Source organism: Pseudomonas sp. v388 (assembly GCF_003935425.1).
Lineage (GTDB): Bacteria > Pseudomonadota > Gammaproteobacteria > Pseudomonadales > Pseudomonadaceae > Aquipseudomonas.
In genome coordinates this window covers 126,635-145,852 of record NZ_RHQN01000006.1, presented here as the reverse complement: position 1 = coordinate 145,852, position 19,218 = coordinate 126,635, and the positions used below count along the sequence as shown (strand labels likewise).

At 60.6% G+C, this 19,218-nt stretch carries 24 protein-coding genes; 12 read left to right on the top strand and 12 right to left on the bottom strand.

Features of this window, described 5'->3' with window-relative positions; all coding sequences use genetic code 11:
• The first annotated feature begins 31 nt into the window (after window positions 1-31).
• On the top strand, window positions 32-877 hold the full coding sequence (locus EGJ27_RS15525; RefSeq protein ID WP_125831637.1) for a carbon-nitrogen hydrolase family protein: 846 nt from the start codon (window positions 32-34) through the stop codon (window positions 875-877).
• Between the two features lie 2 nt (window positions 878-879).
• Complete coding sequence (gene tldD / locus EGJ27_RS15520) at window positions 880-2,319, top strand: metalloprotease TldD (protein WP_125831636.1); 1,440 nt, start codon at window positions 880-882, stop codon at window positions 2,317-2,319.
• Window positions 2,320-2,363: 44 nt separating this feature from the next.
• Here the strand turns inward: tldD and yjgA are convergent, their stop codons facing one another.
• Complete coding sequence (gene yjgA / locus EGJ27_RS15515; protein ID WP_125831635.1) at window positions 2,364-2,885, bottom strand: ribosome biogenesis factor YjgA; 522 nt, start codon at window positions 2,883-2,885, stop codon at window positions 2,364-2,366.
• Window positions 2,886-2,992: 107 nt separating this feature from the next.
• On the opposite strand from yjgA, the gene pmbA reads away from it, so the two are divergent.
• The 6 genes from pmbA to EGJ27_RS15485 all read left to right on the top strand — a co-directional run bounded on the left by pmbA (window position 2,993) and on the right by EGJ27_RS15485 (window position 8,261).
• Entirely contained in the window at window positions 2,993-4,339 is a 1,347-nt protein-coding gene (pmbA, locus tag EGJ27_RS15510) for a metalloprotease PmbA (protein WP_125831634.1), read from the top strand.
• Between the two features lie 137 nt (window positions 4,340-4,476).
• Entirely contained in the window at window positions 4,477-4,872 is a 396-nt protein-coding gene (locus EGJ27_RS15505) for a FagA protein (protein WP_125831633.1), read from the top strand.
• On the top strand, window positions 4,865-6,241 hold the full coding sequence (locus EGJ27_RS15500; protein ID WP_125831632.1) for an aspartate ammonia-lyase: 1,377 nt from the start codon (window positions 4,865-4,867) through the stop codon (window positions 6,239-6,241). Before EGJ27_RS15505 ends, EGJ27_RS15500 begins: the two co-directional genes overlap by 8 nt.
• Window positions 6,242-6,271: 30 nt before the next feature.
• The gene (locus EGJ27_RS15495) at window positions 6,272-6,733 is read left to right on the top strand and encodes a tetratricopeptide repeat protein (protein ID WP_125831631.1); all 462 of its coding nucleotides are present in this window, start codon (window positions 6,272-6,274) and stop codon (window positions 6,731-6,733) included.
• 1 nt (window position 6,734) lies between these two features.
• Window positions 6,735-7,346 carry a superoxide dismutase gene (locus tag EGJ27_RS15490; RefSeq protein WP_125831630.1) on the top strand — a complete coding sequence of 204 codons (612 nt, stop codon included), beginning with the start codon at window positions 6,735-6,737 and terminating at the stop codon, window positions 7,344-7,346.
• Window positions 7,347-7,373: 27 nt separating this feature from the next.
• Entirely contained in the window at window positions 7,374-8,261 is an 888-nt protein-coding gene (locus EGJ27_RS15485; RefSeq protein ID WP_125831629.1) for a ZIP family metal transporter, read from the top strand.
• Between the two features lie 6 nt (window positions 8,262-8,267).
• Here the strand turns inward: EGJ27_RS15485 and EGJ27_RS15480 are convergent, their stop codons facing one another.
• The gene (locus tag EGJ27_RS15480) at window positions 8,268-9,161 is read right to left on the bottom strand and encodes a LysR family transcriptional regulator (RefSeq protein WP_125831628.1); all 894 of its coding nucleotides are present in this window, start codon (window positions 9,159-9,161) and stop codon (window positions 8,268-8,270) included.
• A gap of 52 nt (window positions 9,162-9,213) precedes the next feature.
• Between EGJ27_RS15480 and EGJ27_RS15475 the strand changes: the two genes are divergently transcribed.
• Complete coding sequence (locus EGJ27_RS15475) at window positions 9,214-9,771, top strand: SRPBCC domain-containing protein (RefSeq protein ID WP_256672859.1); 558 nt, start codon at window positions 9,214-9,216, stop codon at window positions 9,769-9,771.
• Between the two features lie 22 nt (window positions 9,772-9,793).
• Here the strand turns inward: EGJ27_RS15475 and EGJ27_RS15470 are convergent, their stop codons facing one another.
• From EGJ27_RS15470 to EGJ27_RS15425, 10 genes are all read right to left on the bottom strand, one after another.
• Complete coding sequence (locus EGJ27_RS15470) at window positions 9,794-10,066, bottom strand: HPr family phosphocarrier protein (RefSeq protein WP_125831627.1); 273 nt, start codon at window positions 10,064-10,066, stop codon at window positions 9,794-9,796.
• 15 nt (window positions 10,067-10,081) lie between these two features.
• Window positions 10,082-10,939, bottom strand: a complete 858-nt coding sequence (gene rapZ, locus EGJ27_RS15465; protein WP_125831626.1) for an RNase adapter RapZ — start codon at window positions 10,937-10,939, stop codon at window positions 10,082-10,084.
• Window positions 10,940-10,941: 2 nt separating this feature from the next.
• Window positions 10,942-11,406, bottom strand: coding sequence for a PTS IIA-like nitrogen regulatory protein PtsN (gene ptsN, locus EGJ27_RS15460; RefSeq protein WP_125831625.1), 465 nt, complete (start codon window positions 11,404-11,406; stop codon window positions 10,942-10,944).
• Window positions 11,407-11,418: 12 nt separating this feature from the next.
• Window positions 11,419-11,727: a ribosome hibernation-promoting factor, HPF/YfiA family gene (gene hpf / locus EGJ27_RS15455; protein WP_125831624.1), complete on the bottom strand. Its 309-nt coding sequence runs from the start codon at window positions 11,725-11,727 to the stop codon at window positions 11,419-11,421.
• Between the two features lie 75 nt (window positions 11,728-11,802).
• Window positions 11,803-13,299 carry an RNA polymerase factor sigma-54 gene (locus EGJ27_RS15450; protein ID WP_125831623.1) on the bottom strand — a complete coding sequence of 499 codons (1,497 nt, stop codon included), beginning with the start codon at window positions 13,297-13,299 and terminating at the stop codon, window positions 11,803-11,805.
• Window positions 13,300-13,480: 181 nt separating this feature from the next.
• Window positions 13,481-14,206: an LPS export ABC transporter ATP-binding protein gene (gene lptB / locus EGJ27_RS15445; protein ID WP_125831622.1), complete on the bottom strand. Its 726-nt coding sequence runs from the start codon at window positions 14,204-14,206 to the stop codon at window positions 13,481-13,483.
• Complete coding sequence (gene lptA, locus EGJ27_RS15440) at window positions 14,207-14,755, bottom strand: lipopolysaccharide transport periplasmic protein LptA (protein ID WP_125831621.1); 549 nt, start codon at window positions 14,753-14,755, stop codon at window positions 14,207-14,209.
• Window positions 14,742-15,314 carry an LPS export ABC transporter periplasmic protein LptC gene (gene lptC / locus EGJ27_RS15435; protein WP_125831620.1) on the bottom strand — a complete coding sequence of 191 codons (573 nt, stop codon included), beginning with the start codon at window positions 15,312-15,314 and terminating at the stop codon, window positions 14,742-14,744. Before lptC ends, lptA begins: the two co-directional genes overlap by 14 nt.
• Window positions 15,315-15,323: 9 nt before the next feature.
• Window positions 15,324-15,848: an HAD family hydrolase gene (locus EGJ27_RS15430; protein ID WP_177523039.1), complete on the bottom strand. Its 525-nt coding sequence runs from the start codon at window positions 15,846-15,848 to the stop codon at window positions 15,324-15,326.
• A 14-nt stretch (window positions 15,849-15,862) separates the two neighbouring features.
• Window positions 15,863-16,837: a KpsF/GutQ family sugar-phosphate isomerase gene (locus EGJ27_RS15425; RefSeq protein ID WP_125831618.1), complete on the bottom strand. Its 975-nt coding sequence runs from the start codon at window positions 16,835-16,837 to the stop codon at window positions 15,863-15,865.
• Between the two features lie 303 nt (window positions 16,838-17,140).
• On the opposite strand from EGJ27_RS15425, the gene EGJ27_RS15420 reads away from it, so the two are divergent.
• The 3 genes from EGJ27_RS15420 to mlaD are packed head-to-tail and all read left to right on the top strand — an operon-like array spanning window position 17,141 to window position 19,214.
• Entirely contained in the window at window positions 17,141-17,950 is an 810-nt protein-coding gene (locus EGJ27_RS15420) for an ATP-binding cassette domain-containing protein (protein WP_125831617.1), read from the top strand.
• Entirely contained in the window at window positions 17,950-18,747 is a 798-nt protein-coding gene (gene mlaE / locus EGJ27_RS15415) for a lipid asymmetry maintenance ABC transporter permease subunit MlaE (protein ID WP_125831616.1), read from the top strand. Before EGJ27_RS15420 ends, mlaE begins: the two co-directional genes overlap by 1 nt.
• Entirely contained in the window at window positions 18,747-19,214 is a 468-nt protein-coding gene (gene mlaD, locus EGJ27_RS15410; RefSeq protein ID WP_125831615.1) for an outer membrane lipid asymmetry maintenance protein MlaD, read from the top strand. The genes mlaE and mlaD overlap by 1 nt, the downstream gene beginning before the upstream one ends.
• Window positions 19,215-19,218 lie beyond the last annotated feature (4 nt).

The following is a 19,218-nucleotide window of genomic DNA, read 5'->3' as shown; positions in this document are numbered from 1 at the left end:
TACAGTGATGACCTCCTGTAAGGAAAACGTCATGTCATTCGCCGTGATTCAGATGGTCAGCCAGAGCGACGTCATGGGCAACCTGGCCCAGGCACGGCACCTGCTGGAACAGGCAGCCCAGAGCGGCGCGCGTCTGGCGGTGCTGCCGGAGAATTTCGCCGCCATGGGGCGTCGCGACGTGGCCGACCTCGGCCGGGCCGAAGCCGTTGGGCGGGGGCCGATCCTGCCCTGGTTGAAACAGACCGCCCGCGACCTCAGGTTATGGATAGTTGCCGGCACACTGCCGCTGCCGCCGGCGAATAATCCCGATGGCAAGGTGACGGCATGCTCATTGTTGATCGATGAACACGGCCAGCAGGTGGCGCGTTATGACAAGCTGCATCTGTTCGATGTGGACGTGGCAGACACTCGCGGCCGGTATCGGGAGTCGGATGACTATGCTCATGGAAACAACGTGGTGGTGGTCGACACGCCGGTGGGCCGTCTGGGCCTGAGCGTGTGCTATGACCTGCGTTTTCCGGAACTCTATACGGCATTGCGCGAAGCGGGCGCTGAGCTGATCACTGCGCCATCGGCGTTCACGGCAGTGACGGGGGCGGCGCACTGGGAAGTCCTGATCCGCGCTCGCGCCATCGAAACCCAGTGCTACCTGTTGGCGGCAGCGCAAGGCGGCGTCCATCCAGGCCCGCGGGAAACCCATGGCCATGCGGCGATCATCGACCCCTGGGGACGCGTGCTGGCCTGCCAGCCCCAGGGCGAAGCGGTGCTCATGGCGCAACGAGACATAGAAGAACAGGCGTCCATACGGGCGCGGATGCCGGTGTCCAGTCACCGGCGCTTTTTTTCGCAGGACGCTGTGCGGCCTGCTTCGGAGTGAATATGAGTGACTTGTCCTCTGTCAGCGAACACCTTCTGGCGCCCGGCGGCCTGAGTCTCGACAGCCTGCAATCGGTGCTGGGTGAGCTGGCAGGCCCTGGAATCGACGCCGCGGATCTGTATTTCCAGGGCGTGATTTCCGAGTCATGGTCCCTGGAAGACGGCATCGTCAAGGACGGCAGTTTCAATCTTGACCAGGGCGTGGGCGTTCGCGCGCAGTCCGGCGAGAAAACCGGTTTCGCCTACAGCAACGCCATCACCCTGGAGGCCCTCAATACGGCGGCCCGCGCTGCACGTTCCATTTCCCGCGCCGGGCAGAACGGCCGCGTTCAGGCGTTCACCACCCAGGACGTTGCGCAGCTGTATGGCCCGGACAACCCGCTGGAAGTGCTGACCCGCGCCGAGAAAGTCGATCTGCTCAAGCGCATCGATGTAGCGACCCGTGCGCTGGACCCGCGCATTCAGCAGGTGTCGGTGAGTATGGCCGGCGTCTGGGAACGCATTCTGGTGGCTGCTGCCGATGGCAGCCTGGCCGCTGATGTGCGCCCGCTGGTGCGTTTCAACGTCAGCGTTATCGTCGAGCAGAACGGCCGTCGCGAGCGCGGCGGGCACGGTGGCGGAGGGCGTACCGACTACCGCTATTTCCTCAACGAAGACCGCGCCATGGGTTATGCCCGTGAAGCGCTGCGAATGGCGCTGGTCAATCTGGAAGCGATTCCCGCTCCGGCCGGCACTCTGCCGGTGGTGCTGGGTTCTGGCTGGTCAGGCGTGCTGCTGCATGAAGCGGTCGGCCATGGTCTGGAAGGTGACTTCAACCGCAAGGGCAGTTCCGCATACAGCGGGCGCATGGGCGAGAAGGTGGCGTCGAGCCTGTGCACCATCGTCGATGACGGCACGCTGGCGGGTCGTCGCGGCTCGCTGAGCGTGGACGACGAAGGCACGCCGACCGAGTGCACCACGCTGATCGAAAACGGCATCCTCAAGGGCTACATGCAGGACAAGCTCAATGCACGCCTGATGGGCGTGGCGCGTACCGGCAACGGTCGTCGCGAATCCTATGCGCACCTGCCGATGCCGCGCATGACCAACACCTACATGCTGGGCGGCGAAAGCGACCCGCAGGAAATCATCGCGTCGGTGAAGCGAGGCATCTACTGCGCCAATCTTGGCGGCGGACAGGTGGACATCACCAGCGGCAAGTTCGTGTTCTCCACCAGCGAGGCGTACTTGATCGAAGACGGCAAGATCACCGCGCCGGTCAAGGGGGCTACGCTGATCGGCAACGGCCCGGAAGCCATGAGCAAGGTGTCGATGGTGGGTAACGACATGTCGCTGGACAGCGGCGTCGGCACTTGTGGCAAGGACGGACAGTCAGTGCCGGTGGGTGTGGGTCAGCCGACGCTGAAGATCGATGCGATCACGGTCGGTGGCACGGGCAACTGAAGGTGAGAGGGGCTGGCGGCAGATCGCCGGCCCCAAGGTTGAAATCAACGCAGACCGCGGTGAATTTCATCCAGCTCACGGATGTATTTGAAGATTTTGCGGCTGGTGGCCGGCGGTTTGTTGCGTGCAACTTCGTGTTGCGCCTGACGGATCAAGGACCGCAGTTGCTGGCGATCGGCATCCGGGTATTCGACGACGAACTTTTCCAGGTCGCCATCGTCACCCCCGATCAACCGGTCACGCCAGCGTTCGAGCGCGTGGAAGCGTTCGTTGTACTGGCGAGTGGAGGCATCGAGTTGATCGAGCAGTTGCAGAATGGCGTCCTGATCCTGGTCGCGCATCAGTTTGCCGATGAACAGGATGTGCCGTTTGCGCGCGATATGAACCGTATGCTTGGGCGCTTCGGCCAAGGCCTTGCGCAGCGCATCGGTCAACGGCAGCTTGGCCAGCACGTCGGGCTTGAGTGTTGTCAGTCGCTCGCCGAGATCAACCAGAGCATGAAGCTCTCGCTTGACCTGGGTTTTGCTTTTCTCCCCGTCGAGGGAGTCGTCGTAAGAATCAACCATGGGGGCAGTCCGCAAATAAACGCCGCCATGATAACCAGTCGGGGGCCGCTTGTCCGGCCCGCTCGGTATTCGGCCTGTGCCGAAAGCAGAATTTGATGGAGAAAGTCATGAGTGCAACCCAAAGCGTCGGCCCGCAGGCCTTGCCCGAACTGCAAGAACAGGTCGAGCAGATCATCGCCGAAGCCAGGCGCCAGGGCGCCAGCGCCTGCGAAGTAGCGGTTTCGCTGGAACAGGGGCTGTCGACATCGGTTCGTCAGCGTGAAGTGGAAACCGTAGAGTTCAATCGCGACCAAGGGTTCGGCATCACCCTGTACGTCGGCCAGCGCAAAGGCTCGGCCAGTACCTCGGCTACCGGCGCCGATGCGATTCGCGAAACCGTGGCCGCGGCGCTCGCAATTGCCAAGCACACTTCCGAGGACGAGAGCGCAGGCCTGGCCGATCCTGCGTTGATGGCCCGCGAGAATAAGGACTTCGATCTGTTCCACGCCTGGGACATCAGCCCTGAACAGGCCATCGAAAAGGCGCTGATCTGCGAAGCGGCAGCCTTCGAGGCCGACAGCCGGATCAAGAATGCCGATGGCACGACCCTCAACACTCATCAGGGCTGCCGGGTATACGGCAACAGTAACGGCTTTGTCGGAGGCTACGCATCGACCCGCCACAGCCTGAGCTGCGTGATGATTGCCGAAGGCGAAGGCCAGATGCAGCGCGACTACTGGTATGACGTCAGCCGCCAGGGCGAGTTGTTGGCCGACGCCCAGAGCATCGGGCGCAAGGCCGCGCAGCGTGCCGCCAGCCGCTTGGGCGCACGCCCGGTCCCGACCTGTGAAGTGCCGGTGCTGTTTTCCGCCGAGCTGGCGGGCGGTCTGTTCGGCAGCTTCCTGGGCGCCATTTCCGGCGGCAACCTGTATCGCAAGTCGTCGTTCCTGGAAGGGGCGCTGGGCCAGCGCCTGTTTCCCGAGTGGATGACCATCGATGAGCGTCCGCACTTGATGCAGGCCATGGGCAGTTCCGCATTCGATAACGACGGTTTGGCAACCTATGCCAAGCCGTTCGTCGAAAATGGCGAGTTGGTGTCCTACATCCTCAGCACCTATTCGGGCCGCAAACTGGGCCTGCCGAGCACCGCGAATGCCGGCGGCGTGCACAACCTGTTCGTGACCCACGGCAGTGAAGACCAGCAAGCGCTGATCCGGCGCATGGGGCGCGGGCTGTTGGTCACCGAACTGATGGGCAGCGGCCTGAACATGGTCACGGGTGACTATTCTCGCGGCGCAGCGGGATTCTGGATCGAAAACGGCGAAATCCAGTTCCCGGTGCAGGAAGTAACCATTGCCGGCAACATGCGGGACATGTTCAAGCAAATCGTTGCAGTTGGCAGCGATCTTGAGCTGCGCAGCAACATCCGCACCGGCTCGGTTCTCATCGAGCGCATGACCGTGGCTGGTAGCTGATTTTCCTTCCCGACCTGGATGCTGTGGGAGCAATCCGCTCCCACAGCCACCGATAACTCCCCAATTACCGCCTTGCTCTTGTTTTGATTCTTAATCTCATTCAATAATGAATATCATTTCTGCAATGAGAGGCGGTCATGAGGTCGGTGCTGTACGAGCTGCCCTATCTGGAAAACTGGCGCGGACTGAGTCTACGGATTCGGTGTGCGCTGGAGCCTGACGAGCCGCGGCTCATCGAGCATTACCTCGCCGAAGGCCGTTACCTGGCGCGTTTTACTGCCACGCCTCAAACCCTGATCGCTGAAACCTCCTTGCGCCTGCTACTGGACACTGCGCGTGACACGGTGCTGCCGTGGCATTGGCGTTGCCTGTGTCTGGACCAGGCATGGCGACCGCTGCGCGACGTCCAGGCGCTGGCCTTGACGCCCGCTCGCCGGCAGCGCTGGGAAGCCTGCGTCCGAGAGCTGGCGACCTGCGTGCTGCAACCTTCGATTTCTCTCACTGAACTGGTGCAAGGATCTTCCGATGAGTAATACCCGTATCGAACGCGACAGCATGGGCGAACTGCAGGTGCCGGCCGAGGCGCTGTATGGCGCCCAGACTCAGCGTGCGGTGGACAACTTTCCCATCAGCGGGCAGCGCATGCCGCGACAGTTCATTCGCGCGCTGTTGTTGGCCAAGTCCGCAGCCGCTCAGGCCAACCTCGAACTGGAGCAGATCAGCGAAGCGCACAGCCGCGCGATTGTCAGCGCGGTCGAAGCCCTGCTGGCCGACGACTTCATGGCCCACTTTCCGGTGGATATCTTCCAGACAGGTTCCGGCACCAGCACCAACATGAACGCCAACGAGGTCATCGCGACCCTTGCCAGCCGCGTCCTGGGCAGTGAGGTCAATCCCAACGATCACGTCAATTGCGGGCAGAGCAGCAACGACATCATTCCCACCACGATCCATGTCAGCGCGGCGCTGGCGCTGCATGAGCAGTTGTTGCCGGCTCTGAAGCATTTGATCGAGGTCACCGAGCGCAAGGCCGAGCAGGTCCACGTATTCGTCAAGACCGGCCGTACTCATCTGATGGACGCCATGCCGGTGCGCATGAGCCAGGTGCTCAACGGCTGGACCCAGCAGATTCGCGCCAATGTCGAGCATCTGCAGCGCTTGCAGCCCAGCCTCCAGGCGCTGGCCCAAGGCGGCACGGCGGTAGGCACGGGCATCAACGCCCATCCGGAATTCGCCGCCCGTTTCTGTGCGCAGCTGAGCACTCTCAGCGGCGTGCCGTTCGCCCAAGGCAAAGATCTGTTTGCCCTGATCGGTTCCCAGGACACCGCCGTGGCGGTCTCGGGGCAACTCAAGGCGACAGCGGTTTCGTTGATGAAAATTGCCAATGATCTGCGCTGGATGAACTCCGGCCCGCTGGCAGGGTTGGGCGAGATCGAGCTTGAGGCGTTGCAGCCAGGCTCATCGATCATGCCGGGCAAGGTCAACCCGGTCATTCCGGAAGCCACCGCGATGGTGGCAGCCCAGGTCATCGGCAATGACGCCGCGATCACCGTGGCAGGGCAATCCGGCAACTTCGAGCTCAACGTCATGCTGCCGATCATTGCCGACAACCTGCTGAGCAGCATCGAACTGCTGGCCAATTCCAGCCGTCTGCTGGCCGACAAGGCAATTGCCAGCTTCAAGGTCAACGAGGCCAAGCTCAAGGAAGCGCTGTCGCGCAATCCGATTCTGGTGACCGCACTCAACCCGATCATCGGCTACCAGAAGGCCGCGGAAATCGCCAAGCAGGCGTATCGCGAAGGGCGTCCTGTGATCGATGTCGCGCTGGAGAACACCGATTTGCAACGCAGCCAGCTGGAGGTGTTGCTCAACCCCGAAAAACTCACGGCCGGCGGGATCTGACCCGTCGGTCCATGCCTCTGGAGGTATGCCATGCAGCATTGGAAACGCACCATCGAGCAAGCCAATCGCTGTTTCAATCTCGGCGAATGGGTTGAGGCCCGCGAGCTGTACCTCCAGGCGCTGGCACTGGCGCAGGTGCTGTTCGAGCGTTGGCCGGACGCCGACGAAGCGGTCGCGGCGTGCGTCATCTCGCATCACAACCTGGCGGACCTGCACCTGAGCCTGGGGCAGCCGGAGGAGAGCGCAGAGTATTTGTGTGCCATTCACCAACGCCTGTTGCAGACCATGCAGGACAGCCGCCTGCAACCGGCCTTACGCCAGGCTGCCCTGCGCCACAGCAACAAAACCTACGCCGAGCTGCTGGGCTTCATCAGCGAGCATGGCGAATACCCGCGCACCCATCGGTTGCTGAACAGCAATGGCGAGCACAGCCGCTCGGCGTTGCAACGCGGTTCGGCCGCCACGCCTGACCTTTTCTACGGAGCACATTGATATGCCTTATACCTTGCCTGCACTGCCTTACGCTTACGATGCGCTGGAACCGCACATCGATGCGCAGACCATGGAAATCCACTACACCAAACATCACCAGACGTACATCAACAACCTCAATGCTGCCGTTGAAGGCACCGAGTTCGCCGAGTGGCCGATTGAAAAGCTGGTCGCCGGCGTTGAGCAATTGCCGGAAAAATTGCGTCCTGCAGTGATCAACCAGGGCGGCGGCCACGCTAACCACTCATTGTTCTGGACGGTAATGTCGGCCAGCGGCGGCGGTCTGCCGAGCGGCCCGGTGGCCAAGGCCATCGACGAGCAACTGGGCGGCTTCGACAGCTTCAAGGACGCTTTCACCAAAGCCGCGTTGACGCGCTTCGGCAGCGGCTGGGCGTGGCTGAGCGTGACCCCCGAGAAAAAACTGGTCGTCGAGAGCAGCGGCAACCAGGATAGCCCGCTGATGAACGGCAATACACCCATTCTGGGCCTGGACGTGTGGGAGCACGCTTACTATCTGCGTTACCAGAACCGCCGTCCGGAGTACATCAACGCGTTCTACAACGTGGTCAATTGGGACGAAGTGGCCCGGCGTTATCAGGCTGCCTTGGCCTGATTCCAACAACAAGATCCTGGGTAGCCTATGCGTTCGGAGATTCTCGCGATCAGCAGTGTTCGGTTGTTTCGGCTGGCGGTCGGTACCGTGTTGTTGCTGGCTGGGCTTGCATTGCTGGTGGCGCAGGGAATGGCTTGGCTGAACCTTGAACCGCGCCTGTTGCGAGCACTGGAAGGTGGTGCCGTCTGCGCGCTCGGCACTTCGCTGGGTGCGGTTCCGGTACTGGTGATCCGCAACATGCCAGTAGCAGTCTCCGACGGATTGCTGGGATTTGGTGCCGGGGTGATGCTTGCAGCCACCGCCTTTTCGCTGATCGTTCCTGGGCTGGAGGCGGCTGAGGGTCTCGGTTTGTCGGCCTGGGGTGCGGCCGGCCTGATAAGTCTGGGAATCGTGATGGGCGCCTTGGCTCTGTTTGCGGTTGATTACAGCGTTTCCAGAGGTGCTGCTTCAGATGGTACGCCTGAGCATCCGTCAATCGCGCCACGGATCTGGCTGTTCGTGATTGCCATCGTGGCCCATAACATTCCGGAAGGCATGGCCATCGGCGTGTCGGCGGGCGGCGGACTGTCGGAGGCTGACAGTCTGGCGATCGGCATCGCCTTGCAAGACGTGCCGGAAGGATTGGTCATCGCCATGGTTCTGGCGGGGGCCGGGATGTCGCGAGTGAAGGCGTTTCTGATCGGTGCTGCGTCGGGGCTGGTCGAGCCGCTGTTCGCGGTACTGGGTGCCTGGCTGGTGGCCATTGCCGAACCTTTTCTGCCGTTCGGGCTGGCGTTGGCGGCGGGTGCGATGCTGTTGGTGGTGACTCGTGAGATCATCCCGGAGTCGCGAATGAACGGTCACAACAAGATCGCCAGCCTTGGGCTCATCGTCGGTTTCTGCCTGATGATGGTGATGGATACCGCACTGGTCTGATCGGGCTCAAACAGTCTCGATCAACAGCGTTTTCAACCACGACATGGCCGCATCGTTATCGGTGCGGTCGTGCCACGCCAGAACCTTGCTGAATCCGGCAATTTCCAAGGGCGGCTCAATCAACACCACACCTTCGTTTTCCCGCACCAGGCGACTCGGCACCACAGCGATCAGATCGCTGGCTTTCAGCAGGTCCAGAAGTACCAGAAAGCTGGGCATCGAGACACTGACCCGCCTTTTACGGCCAATCCTGGCCAGCGCTTCATCGGTCACACCACGAAACCCTCCACCGGCGTAGGACACCATCGCGTGTTCAAGTTCGCAGAACCGATCTACGGTCAGCGGCTCGCCCAGGATCGGGTGGCCTTCGCGGATGGCACACAGATAGCGTTCGTCATAAAGCGGGTGCGTGTTCAGGCCGCTCGGGGTGGTTTCCGGCGTGAGAATGGCCAGATCGAGCTTGCCGCTTTCAAGGTCGTTGTTCACCCGCGAATCATCGATGGGGTGCACTGCGACGCATACACCGGGAGCCTGCAGTCGCAAAGTTGCCAGAAAAGGCATCACGATGGTGTGTAATGCGTAATCGGTCGCGGCGATGGCAAGGTTCATATTGGCCGTGCCCGGATTGAACGCCTCGGGTTGCAGCATCTGTTCGACCTCGCGGAGCAGCCGCTTGATCGGGTTTGCCAACTCCAGCGCGCGTGGCGTAGGTACGATTCCACGTGGCGCGCGGATGAACAACGGGTCGCCGAACGCTTCACGCAGACGTGTCAGCATGCCGCTCACGGCTGGTTGCGTCAGGGACAAGCGGGCTGCGGCCTTGGTAACGCTGCGCTCATCGAGCAACGCCTCCAGAGTTTTCAGCAAATTGAGATCCAGGGTTCTGATATCACGCTGCATTATGAGTCTCGTCAGAAATCACGATTATCCTTATACAGCTTGGTTGCCCATCATGATCCTCGTCAACGGGCGTTGCCCGATTATTCGAGGATTGAACATGAGTACCATCATCTGGCCTGAAGAGTTCACTCCGGGCATCACTGACAACTTTGTCTCCAACGAGATCATCGTGAGCGGCCTGAGCGCGGCGCAGGTCTGGGCAACTCTGAACGATACGGCTCTGTGGCCTGGTCTGTACGGCAACGTCTCCGAGATCCGGTTCCATGACGGCTCGGGTCCGTCGCTGTCTGCAACAGCGCGATTCCGATTCACGACTTTCGGCTTTCCGGTCGAAGCCCAAGTGGTTGAATACCAGGCGCCGCAGGGTACGACTCCAGCGCGAATCGCTTGGCACGGCTGGGTCGAAGGAGATTCGCAGAGCCGCCTGGACGTTCACCATGCATGGCTGTTCGAGGATTTGTCGGGTGGCCGCGTGCGGATACTGACACAGGAAACCCAGAACGGCGCACCGGCTCGTGAGTTGGCTGCCACATTGCCCAATCCCATGCTCAATGCACATCAGGAATGGATTGAAGGGCTAGCGCGGCAGGCGCAGGCTCTGAATATCTAGGAATGGACCTGTAGGCTGTGCGCTACTCGCCTTCGTCGAACTTGTTGTTGATCAGCTCGACCAGCCCGTCCAGCGCGTCCTGTTCACCTTCACCTTCGGTTGAAAGGTGGATTTCCGTGCCTTTGCCGGCGGCCAGCATCATGACGGCCATGATGCTCTTGCCGTCGACCATGCTTTCAGGTGTGCGGCCGACCCGGATCTGGCAAGAGTGCTTGCCCGCAACGCCTACGAACTTGGCGGCTGCGCGGGCGTGCAGGCCCAGTTTGTTGATGATGGTGATTTGACGAGCGGGCATCGCAGTGAAGATCCTTCAGCTTAGGTCGCGGTGGCGGACTTGAACGTTCTTGAGTGAGGTTTGCAACACCTGGCCCAGGCGCTCGGTCAGGTACACAGAGCGGTGGTGTCCGCCGGTGCAGCCTATCGCAACCGTGACATAGGAGCGATTGCTGGCGGCGAAGCGGGGTAGCCACTTGTTGAGGTAACTGGAAATGTCCTGGAACATTTCTTCGACGTCCGGCTGCGCCGCCAGATACTCGATGACCGGTTCTTCAAGACCCGAGTGATCGCGCAGCTCAGGCTTCCAATACGGGTTGGGCAGGCAGCGCACGTCAAACACCAGATCGGCATCCACCGGCATGCCACGCTTGAAACCGAACGACTCGATGAGAAAGGCCGTGCCTGGTTCGGGTTTGTTGAGCAGTCGCAGCTTAAGGGTATCGCGCAGCTGATACAGGTTCAGGTGCGTGGTATTGATCTTGAGGTCGGCCAGATCGGTAATCGGCCCCAGCAGGGTGCTTTCGTCACGTATCGCTTCGGCCAGCGAGCGGTCGGAGGTGCTCAACGGGTGCCGGCGACGGGTTTCGGAAAAGCGTTTGAGCAAGGTGGCTTCGTCGGCGTCCAGATAGAGCACGTCACACTGGATGTTACGGGCGCGGACTTCGGCAAGCATCTGCGGAAAGCGGGTCAGGTGGCTGGGCAGGTTGCGGGCGTCAATGGAGACCGCGAGCAGTGGTTCGGCCAGTTCGGTGGTGATCAGCGCGCGTTCGGCCAGCTCCGGAAGCAGGCCGGCTGGAAGATTGTCGACGCAGTAGAACCCGCTGTCTTCCAGCACATCGAGTGCCGTGCTCTTGCCGGAGCCAGAGCGGCCACTCACGATGATCATGCGCATGGTCAGTTGCCGTTCTGTACGTCCAGCACCACTTGATAAAGCGTTTCACCGCTTTTGGCACTGCGTAGGCGGTCGCGCACGTCGGCACGGTCAAGCATGCTGGCGATCTGACGCAGCAGCTCCAGGTGTTCATCGGTAGCGGCCTGGGGGACGAGCAGCACGAACAGCAAGTCGACCGGGGCGCCGTCGATGGCGTCGAATTCCACGGGGGCGTCAAGATGGATGACCGCACTGACAGGTGCGGCACAGTTCGGCAGGCGGCAGTGAGGAATGGCGATGCCATTGCCAAAGCCGGTCGAACCCAGTTTTTCACGGGCAACCAGACTCTCGAACACCGTCTGCGAATCCATTTCCGGCACTTCGCGCCCGATCAGGTTGGCAATGGTTTCAAGTACACGTTTCTTGCTGCCGCCCGGCACGTTCACCAGGGAACGGCCGGGGGTCAGGATGTTTTCGATTCGGATCATTGGGATGTAGTGTCAGCGAGCTGTCGCACCCTTGAGGATGTTCTGCTGCTTTTCCTTATGCTTTAGCAATTGTCTGTCCAGCTTGTCAGTCAGCAGGTCGATGGCCGCATACATATCGTCGTGTTCCGCATTGGCAACGACTTCCCCTCCGGGGATGTGGAGTGTGGCTTCCACCTTCTGCTTCAGCTTCTCGACCGTCATGATGACTTGCACGTTGGTAATCTTGTCAAAATGCCCCTCGAGCTTTTTCAGTTTCAGCTCCACGTATTCACGCAGGGGTTTGGTCACTTCGAGTTGGTGTCCACTGATGTTGACTTGCATACAGCTTTCTCCTTTGCCAGTGCATAAAGTGGCGGGTAAGGAACCCGCCGCTGGAACGCTGTGGCGCGGCCTGCATCACATCAGTCGCTTACGCTCGCTTGACGGCGCAATCCCAAGAGATTCGCGGTATTTGGCGACTGTGCGGCGGGCTACTTGAATGCCTTGTGCCTCCAGTAAACCAGCGATCTTGCTATCACTCAACGGCTTTTTCTGATTTTCCGCAGCAACCAGTTTCTTGATGATTGCGCGAATTGCCGTCGAAGAGCATTCGCCGCCTTCGGAGGTGCTTACGTGACTGGAAAAGAAGTATTTCAGCTCGTAAATGCCCCGCGGGGTATGCATGAACTTCTGCGTTGTCACGCGCGAGATGGTCGATTCGTGCATGCCCACCGCTTCGGCAATATCGTGCAGCACGAGGGGCTTCATCGCTTCGTCGCCGTATTCGAGGAAGCCACGCTGGTGCTCCACGATCTGGGTGGCCACTTTCATCAGCGTCTCGTTGCGGCTTTGCAGGCTCTTGATGAACCAGCGCGCTTCCTGCAACTGATTGCGCATGAAGGTGTTGTCGGCGCTGGTGTCGGCACGCCGTACGAACCCTGCATATTGTGGGTTGACCCGCAGGCGCGGCACCGATTCCTGGTTCAGCTCTACCAGCCAGCGCTCATTGTCCTTGCGCACGATCACATCGGGAATGACGTATTCAGGCTCGGTGGACTCGATCTGCGAGCCGGGACGCGGATTGAGGCTTTGCACCAGTTCGATCACCTGGCGAAGCTCGTCTTCCTTGAGCTTCATGCGGCGCATCAGCTGCGCGTAGTCGCGGCTGCCCAGCAGATCGATGTAGTCGGTGACCAGGCGCTGCGCCTCGGGCAGCCAACGGGTCTTGACCGGCAGCTGGCGCAGTTGCAGCAACAGGCATTCGCCCAGGTTGCGGGCGCCGATGCCGGCAGGCTCGAATTGCTGGATGCGGTGCAGGACGGCCTCGATTTCATCCAGTTCGACATCCAGTTCAGGGTCGAAGGATTCGAGGATCTCGTCCAGGGTCTCGTCGAGGTAGCCCTGATTGTTGATGCAGTCGATCAGGGTGACGGCGATCAGCCGATCCTTGTCGGACATCGGCGCGACGTTCAGTTGCCACAGCAGATGGCTTTGCAGGCTTTCGCCCACAGAGGTGCGGGTAGTGAAGTCCCACTCGTCGTCATCGTTGCTGGGCAGGCTGCTGGCGCTGGTCTGGTAGACGTCTTCCCATGCGGTGTCCACCGGCAGTTCATTGGGAATACGGTCGCCCCAGTCGCCGTCCTCCAGGTTGTCCACCGTCGAGGCGGTGGTTTCCTGATAGGTCGGCTCCTGAGCCTCAGGCGTGGGCTTTTGTTCGATGTTGTCGGCCAGCGGATCGGAATTGTCGAAGTCGTCGCCTTCTTCCTGCCGTTCCAGCATAGGGTTGGATTCCAGCGCCTCCTGAATCTCCTGCTGGAGATCCAGGGTCGAGAGCTGGAGCAAGCGGATGGCCTGTTGCAGCTGCGGTGTCATCGTCAGCTGCTGGCCCATTCTCAAGACTAGCGATGGTTTCATGGCAGGGGCTTAACACCTTATTCGCCGGCGCACATGCGCCATCTACTACCGGGCGCCTGAGCGCCAACTTAAGCAAATTATATGCCTGAAACCGATAGCTTTGCCTAGAGCGCTGTGACAAATAAAGCGTTGTCAAGCTCGCCTTAGGCAGGAATCGCCTGAAAGGGCGACTCCAGGCTGCTTACAGGCGGAATTCGTGACCGAGGTAAACCTCTTTCACTAACTGATTGGCCAGGATGGTCTGCGCGTCGCCTTCGGCGATCAGTTGCCCATCGTTGACGATGTACGCGGTTTCGCAGATATCCAGGGTTTCGCGGACGTTGTGATCGGTAATCAGCACGCCGATGCCCTTGGCTTTCAAGTGATGAATGATCTGCTTGATGTCTCCGACGGAAATCGGGTCGACGCCGGCGAAGGGTTCATCCAGAAGGATGAACTTGGGTGCTGTCGCCAACGCCCGGGCAATTTCCACCCGGCGGCGCTCACCACCGGACAGGCTCATGCCCAGGTTGTCGCGGATGTGGCTGATGTGGAATTCCTGCAGCAGGTTTTCCAGCTCTTTGCGGCGCGCGGCAGTATCGAGTTCCTTGCGGGTCTCGAGGATCGCCATGATGTTGTCGGCCACCGACAGCTTGCGGAAGATCGAGGCTTCCTGCGGCAGGTAGCCGATGCCTGCACGGGCGCGACCGTGCATGGGCTGGTGGCTGACGTCCAGATCATCGATCAGGACGCGGCCCTGGTCGGCCTGCACCAGGCCGACGATCATGTAGAAGCAGGTTGTCTTGCCGGCACCGTTGGGGCCGAGCAAGCCAACGATCTGACCGCTTTCGATGGACAGGCTCACATCGCGTACGACCTGACGGCTCTTGTAGCTTTTAGCCAAATGCTGGGCTTTAAGCGTCGCCATTTACTGGGCCTTCTGCGGTTGTTCGGATTTCTTTTTCGGCTGGATGACCATGTCGATGCGAGGGCGAGGTGTGGTCACCTTGCTGCCGCCATTGGCACGGCCGGCGCTTACGATCTGTCGCACGGTGTCGTAGACGATCTTTTCGCCTTCGGACGTGTTGCCGTCGTTGATGACCTTGGCCTTGTCGATCAGGACGATGCGATCCTGCGCCGCGAAGTACTGAATGGTCACGGCGTAGGCCTGCACGATCGGCTTTTCCACCGATGGCTTCTGCTCGTAGTAGGCCAGGTTGCCGACGGAGGTGAACACGTCGACTTCGCCTTGCGCATTACGGGTGATGGTCACGGTATTGCCGGTGATCTTCATCGAGCCTTGAGTGATGATGACGTTGCCCTTGTAGGTGGCCACGCCTTTCTTATCATCGAGTTGCGCATCGTCGGACTGGATATGGATCGGCTGATCCCGGTCCGTAGGCAGGGACCAGGCGCTCGCGCTTCCCAGTGCTGCGCCCAGACCGAGCAAGAAAGGAAGGGTTTTAACGAGCCTCATACTGTCCTCTTACGTTGGACAGCAGGTCCATCCTGCCGTCGTTCAAATACGCTTTCATTCCCTTGGCTGTGGTCGCGCCACCCCCAGCGTCGATTCTAACGACTTGCTGGGTCTGCGCATATTGCTTCTCGGGGAATACGGTCATACGACTGCTGGTGATGATAGTCGTACGGTTCTTGTCGTCGGTGCGGGCAATGCGCACCGAGTCGATCAGTTCGACTTCGGTGCCGCCCGGCGAAACCTCGCCCTGCTTGCTTTGAACGTGCCACGGAAAGAGCGTTCCGCGGTACATCTGCAGGTCAGGGGTAGTCAGCAGGGTCACGTCGGTGGCTTTGACGTGCTCGACCTTGTCGGCGGTCATCTCGTACTGGAGCTTGCCGTCGGGCAGGTACTGCACGCTGCGCGCATTGATTGCGTAATAGTCGATGGCCGTCTCGTCGACACTGGCGACGGGCTGGTCCATGAAGCGTTCCGGGCTGACGTTCCAGTAGCCGGCGGCGGCGACCAGAAGGCCGATCACGCCGAAAACCAGGAACGAGCGAATTTTTTTGCTGAGCATAGTCGGCTTCTATAGATAGGCGGCGTGGGCCGCTTCGAGGTTGCCCTGGGCGGTCAGAATCATTTCGCAGAATTCACGCGCAGCACCTTCACCGCCGCGTGTCCGGGTCACGCCGTGCGCATGCTCGCGCACGAAGCTGGCGGCATTGGCCACCGCCATGCCCAGGCCGACACGTCGGATCACCGGCAGATCAGGCAGGTCGTCACCCAGGTAGGCGACCTGTTCGTAGGTCAGGTTGAGGGTGGCCAGCAACTGATCCAGCACCACCAGCTTGTCTTCGCGGCCCTGAAACAGATGCTCGATGCCCAGGTTCTTGGCTCGGCGCTCAACGACAGGCGACTTGCGGCCGCTGATGATCGCGGTGGTCACACCCGAGGCGATCAGCATCTTGATGCCCTGGCCGTCCAGCGTGCTGAAGGACTTGAACTCGCTGCCGTCTTCCAGGAAGTAGAGCCGGCCGTCGGTCAGCACGCCATCGACATCGAAGACGGCCAGTTTGATCGGCTTGCCGCGTTGCATCAGTTCAGTGGTCATCGAAATACCTTCCATTACATGACGCCTGCGCGCAAGAGATCCTGCAGGTTGAACGCGCCGATTGGACGATCTTCGTCATCCACGACGATCAGCGCGCCGATCTTGAAGTCTTCCATGATTTTCAGCGCCTCGGCAGCCAGCATCTCGGGGCGCACGGTCTTGCCATGCACGGTCATGACATCGTCGATGGCGCTCTGGCGTATATCCAGGGCGCAATCGAGGGTGCGACGCAGGTCGCCGTCCGTGAAGATTCCCGCCAGCTTACCATCCGCTTCGACAATGGCGGTCATTCCCAGGCCCTTGCGGGTCATTTCGAGAAGTGCGTCACGCAGCGGGGTGCCGCGCTGCACCACCGGCAGCGTCTCGCCGCTGTGCATGACATCTTCGACCTTGAGCAGCAGGCGACGACCCAGCGCGCCGCCGGGATGGGAGAACGCGAAGTCTTCGGCGGTAAAGCCGCGGGCTTCGAGCAAGGCAACCGCCAGCGCGTCGCCTATGACCAGCGCTGCGGTGGTGGAAGAAGTGGGCGCCAGGTTCAACGGGCAGGCTTCATGTTCCACGGCGGCGTTGAGGTTGACGTCGGCTGCCTTGGCCAGGGTCGAATCCGGGTTGCCGGTCAGGCTGATCATCTTGATGCCCAGGCGCTTGATCAGCGGCAGCAGGGTCACGATCTCGTTGGTGGTGCCCGAATTGGAGAGCGCCAGGATGATGTCGTCCCGGGTGATCATGCCCATGTCGCCATGGCTGGCTTCGGCCGGGTGCACGAAAAACGAAGTGGTGCCGGTACTCGCCAGTGTCGCGGCGATCTTGTTGCCGATGTGTCCGGACTTGCCCATGCCGACGACCACGACACGCCCCTTGCTGGCCAGGATCATTTCGCAGGCCCGCACGAAGTCTGTATCGATATGCGCAAGCAGGCCCTCGATCGCTTCGATTTCGAGGCGAATGGTGCGCTGTGCGGATTGAATCAGGTCGCTGGATTGGCTCATGTCTTAAATCGGTCAGCTTTCAAAAGGCGGCGATTATAGCGGGATTGTGCGATTCCCTCACGCCTGATCGTCGCAGGGTTATCGCCGACGGCTTTCGCGCCCCTGTTTCAGACGCGTGATGCCGGTAATCCGCTGCAGATGGCCATCACACGGTGGCGGCGGATATTCACAGGGACGCCGGTTCTCTTCTTGGGTGGCCTGTCTGTGAGTGATATAGTTCGCCGCTTGTTCGGCCCACCCGGACGGTGCATTTCCCGCGAGGGCGTGCAGCCACGGGAAGTGGCCGTATTGCAAGGAGTTTAGATGAGTGCCGATGACGCCTACGCGGTCGAGTTGAAAGGACTTTCCTTCAAACGAGGGACGCGCAGCATTTTCAATAATGTCGATATCCGTATCCCGCGTGGCAAGGTCACCGGGATCATGGGGCCATCCGGTAGCGGCAAGACGACCCTGCTTCGCTTGATGGGCGCACAATTGCGTCCTACCGAAGGCCAGGTGTGGGTCAACGGCCAGAACCTGCCGGAGCTTTCGCGCAGTGATCTGTTCGATGCGCGCAAGCAGATGGGCGTTCTGTTCCAGAGCGGCGCGCTGTTCACCGACCTGGACGTGTTCGAGAACGTGGCCTTTCCGTTGCGGGTACACACCCAGCTGCCCGAAGAAATGATCCGCGACATCGTCCTGCTCAAGTTGCAGGCGGTCGGTTTGCGCGGCGCCATCGAGCTGATGCCGGACGAACTGTCGGGCGGCATGAAGCGTCGCGTGGCGCTGGCCCGCGCCATCGCCCTGGATCCGCAGATTCTCATGTACGACGAGCCTTTCGTCGGGCAGGACCCGATCGCGATGGGCGTCCTGGTGCGCCTGATCCGGCTGCTCAACGATGCGCTGGGGATCACCAGTATCGTCGTATCCCATGACCTGAGCGAGACGGCGAGCATCGCCGACTACCTGTACGTCGTCGGCGACGGCCAGGTGCTGGGGCAGGGCACGCCGCAGGAACTGATGAACTCGGACAATCCGCGCATCCGTCAATTCATGACCGGCGAGCCGGACGGCCCTGTGCCGTTCCATTATCCGGCGCCGGATTTTCGCGAAGATCTGTTGGGGAAGCGCTGATGCGCAAGAAATCACTGATGGACCGCGTTCGCCTGTTCGGGCGCGCGGCCCTGGATATCGTCACCGTGCTGGGCCGCTCCGGCCTGTTCCTGAGTCATGCGCTGCTGGGTCGCGGCGGGATCGGTGGCAGCTTTCAACTGTTGGTCCGGCAACTGTACTCGGTTGGCGTGATGTCGCTGGTCATCATCGTGGTGTCCGGCATGTTCATCGGCATGGTGCTGGCGCTCCAGGGCTACAGCATCCTGACCAAATACGGTTCGGAGCAGGCCGTGGGGCAGATGGTTGCCCTGACGCTGCTGCGTGAACTGGGGCCGGTGGTGACCGCGCTGCTGTTCGCAGGCCGTGCCGGCTCCGCGCTGACGGCCGAAATCGGCAACATGAAATCCACCGAGCAGCTGTCGAGCCTTGAAATGATCGGCGTCGACCCGCTCAAATACATCGTCGCACCTCGCCTGTGGGCCGGTTTCATCTCCCTGCCGCTGCTGGCCATGATCTTCAGCGTCGTGGGGATCTGGGGCGGCTCCTGGGTCGCGATCGATTGGCTGGGAGTCTATGAAGGCTCTTTCTGGTCGAACATGCAGAACAGCGTGTCGTTTACCGGCGATGTGCTCAATGGGGTGATCAAGAGCGTCGTATTCGCTTTCGTGGTGACCTGGATCGCTGTGTTTCAGGGTTATGACTGCGAACCCACTTCAGAAGGTATCAGCCGCGCCACGACCAAGACGGTCGTTTACGCATCGCTTGCCGTGCTGGGCCTGGACTTTATTTTGACCGCCTTGATGTTTGGAGATTTCTGATGCAAAACCGCGCCATCGAAACCGGTGTCGGCCTGTTCCTGCTGGCCGGGATACTGGCTCTGCTGCTCCTGGCCCTGCGAGTCAGCGGGTTGAGCGCCAGTGCGACCAACGACAGCTATAAACTTTATGCGTATTTCGACAATATTGCCGGATTGACTGTCAGAGCCAAGGTAAGCATGGCCGGTGTCACGATCGGCAAGGTGACGGCCATCGATCTGGATCGCGATACTTTCACCGGTCGCGTCACCCTGGAAATCGAGAAAAAGGTGGATAACCTGCCTTCGGACTCCACGGCCTCGATCCTGACGGCCGGCTTGCTGGGTGAAAAATATGTGGGTATCAGCGTGGGCGGTGAAGAGGCGTTGCTCAAGGATGGCGCAACCATCCATGACACGCAGTCATCGCTCGTACTGGAAGACCTGATCGGAAAATTCCTGCTCAATACAGTGAGTAAAGACGCTAAGTGAGGAG

What these genes read in the sequence shown, in the direction of transcription:
- EGJ27_RS15525 (WP_125831637.1), top strand. Translation starts at nt 32, where the DNA reads ATGTCATTCGCCGTGATTCAGATGGTCAGCCAGAGCGACGTCATGGGC.
- tldD (WP_125831636.1), top strand. Translation starts at nt 880, where the DNA reads ATGAGTGACTTGTCCTCTGTCAGCGAACACCTTCTGGCGCCCGGCGGC.
- yjgA (WP_125831635.1), bottom strand. Translation starts at nt 2,885, where the DNA reads ATGGTTGATTCTTACGACGACTCCCTCGACGGGGAGAAAAGCAAAACC.
- pmbA (WP_125831634.1), top strand. Translation starts at nt 2,993, where the DNA reads ATGAGTGCAACCCAAAGCGTCGGCCCGCAGGCCTTGCCCGAACTGCAA.
- EGJ27_RS15505 (WP_125831633.1), top strand. Translation starts at nt 4,477, where the DNA reads ATGAGGTCGGTGCTGTACGAGCTGCCCTATCTGGAAAACTGGCGCGGA.
- EGJ27_RS15500 (WP_125831632.1), top strand. Translation starts at nt 4,865, where the DNA reads ATGAGTAATACCCGTATCGAACGCGACAGCATGGGCGAACTGCAGGTG.
- EGJ27_RS15495 (WP_125831631.1), top strand. Translation starts at nt 6,272, where the DNA reads ATGCAGCATTGGAAACGCACCATCGAGCAAGCCAATCGCTGTTTCAAT.
- EGJ27_RS15490 (WP_125831630.1), top strand. Translation starts at nt 6,735, where the DNA reads ATGCCTTATACCTTGCCTGCACTGCCTTACGCTTACGATGCGCTGGAA.
- EGJ27_RS15485 (WP_125831629.1), top strand. Translation starts at nt 7,374, where the DNA reads ATGCGTTCGGAGATTCTCGCGATCAGCAGTGTTCGGTTGTTTCGGCTG.
- EGJ27_RS15480 (WP_125831628.1), bottom strand. Translation starts at nt 9,161, where the DNA reads ATGCAGCGTGATATCAGAACCCTGGATCTCAATTTGCTGAAAACTCTG.
- EGJ27_RS15475 (WP_256672859.1), top strand. Translation starts at nt 9,214, where the DNA reads ATGATCCTCGTCAACGGGCGTTGCCCGATTATTCGAGGATTGAACATG.
- EGJ27_RS15470 (WP_125831627.1), bottom strand. Translation starts at nt 10,066, where the DNA reads ATGCCCGCTCGTCAAATCACCATCATCAACAAACTGGGCCTGCACGCC.
- rapZ (WP_125831626.1), bottom strand. Translation starts at nt 10,939, where the DNA reads ATGCGCATGATCATCGTGAGTGGCCGCTCTGGCTCCGGCAAGAGCACG.
- ptsN (WP_125831625.1), bottom strand. Translation starts at nt 11,406, where the DNA reads ATGATCCGAATCGAAAACATCCTGACCCCCGGCCGTTCCCTGGTGAAC.
- hpf (WP_125831624.1), bottom strand. Translation starts at nt 11,727, where the DNA reads ATGCAAGTCAACATCAGTGGACACCAACTCGAAGTGACCAAACCCCTG.
- EGJ27_RS15450 (WP_125831623.1), bottom strand. Translation starts at nt 13,299, where the DNA reads ATGAAACCATCGCTAGTCTTGAGAATGGGCCAGCAGCTGACGATGACA.
- lptB (WP_125831622.1), bottom strand. Translation starts at nt 14,206, where the DNA reads ATGGCGACGCTTAAAGCCCAGCATTTGGCTAAAAGCTACAAGAGCCGT.
- lptA (WP_125831621.1), bottom strand. Translation starts at nt 14,755, where the DNA reads ATGAGGCTCGTTAAAACCCTTCCTTTCTTGCTCGGTCTGGGCGCAGCA.
- lptC (WP_125831620.1), bottom strand. Translation starts at nt 15,314, where the DNA reads ATGCTCAGCAAAAAAATTCGCTCGTTCCTGGTTTTCGGCGTGATCGGC.
- EGJ27_RS15430 (WP_177523039.1), bottom strand. Translation starts at nt 15,848, where the DNA reads ATGACCACTGAACTGATGCAACGCGGCAAGCCGATCAAACTGGCCGTC.
- EGJ27_RS15425 (WP_125831618.1), bottom strand. Translation starts at nt 16,837, where the DNA reads ATGAGCCAATCCAGCGACCTGATTCAATCCGCACAGCGCACCATTCGC.
- EGJ27_RS15420 (WP_125831617.1), top strand. Translation starts at nt 17,141, where the DNA reads ATGAGTGCCGATGACGCCTACGCGGTCGAGTTGAAAGGACTTTCCTTC.
- mlaE (WP_125831616.1), top strand. Translation starts at nt 17,950, where the DNA reads ATGCGCAAGAAATCACTGATGGACCGCGTTCGCCTGTTCGGGCGCGCG.
- mlaD (WP_125831615.1), top strand. Translation starts at nt 18,747, where the DNA reads ATGCAAAACCGCGCCATCGAAACCGGTGTCGGCCTGTTCCTGCTGGCC.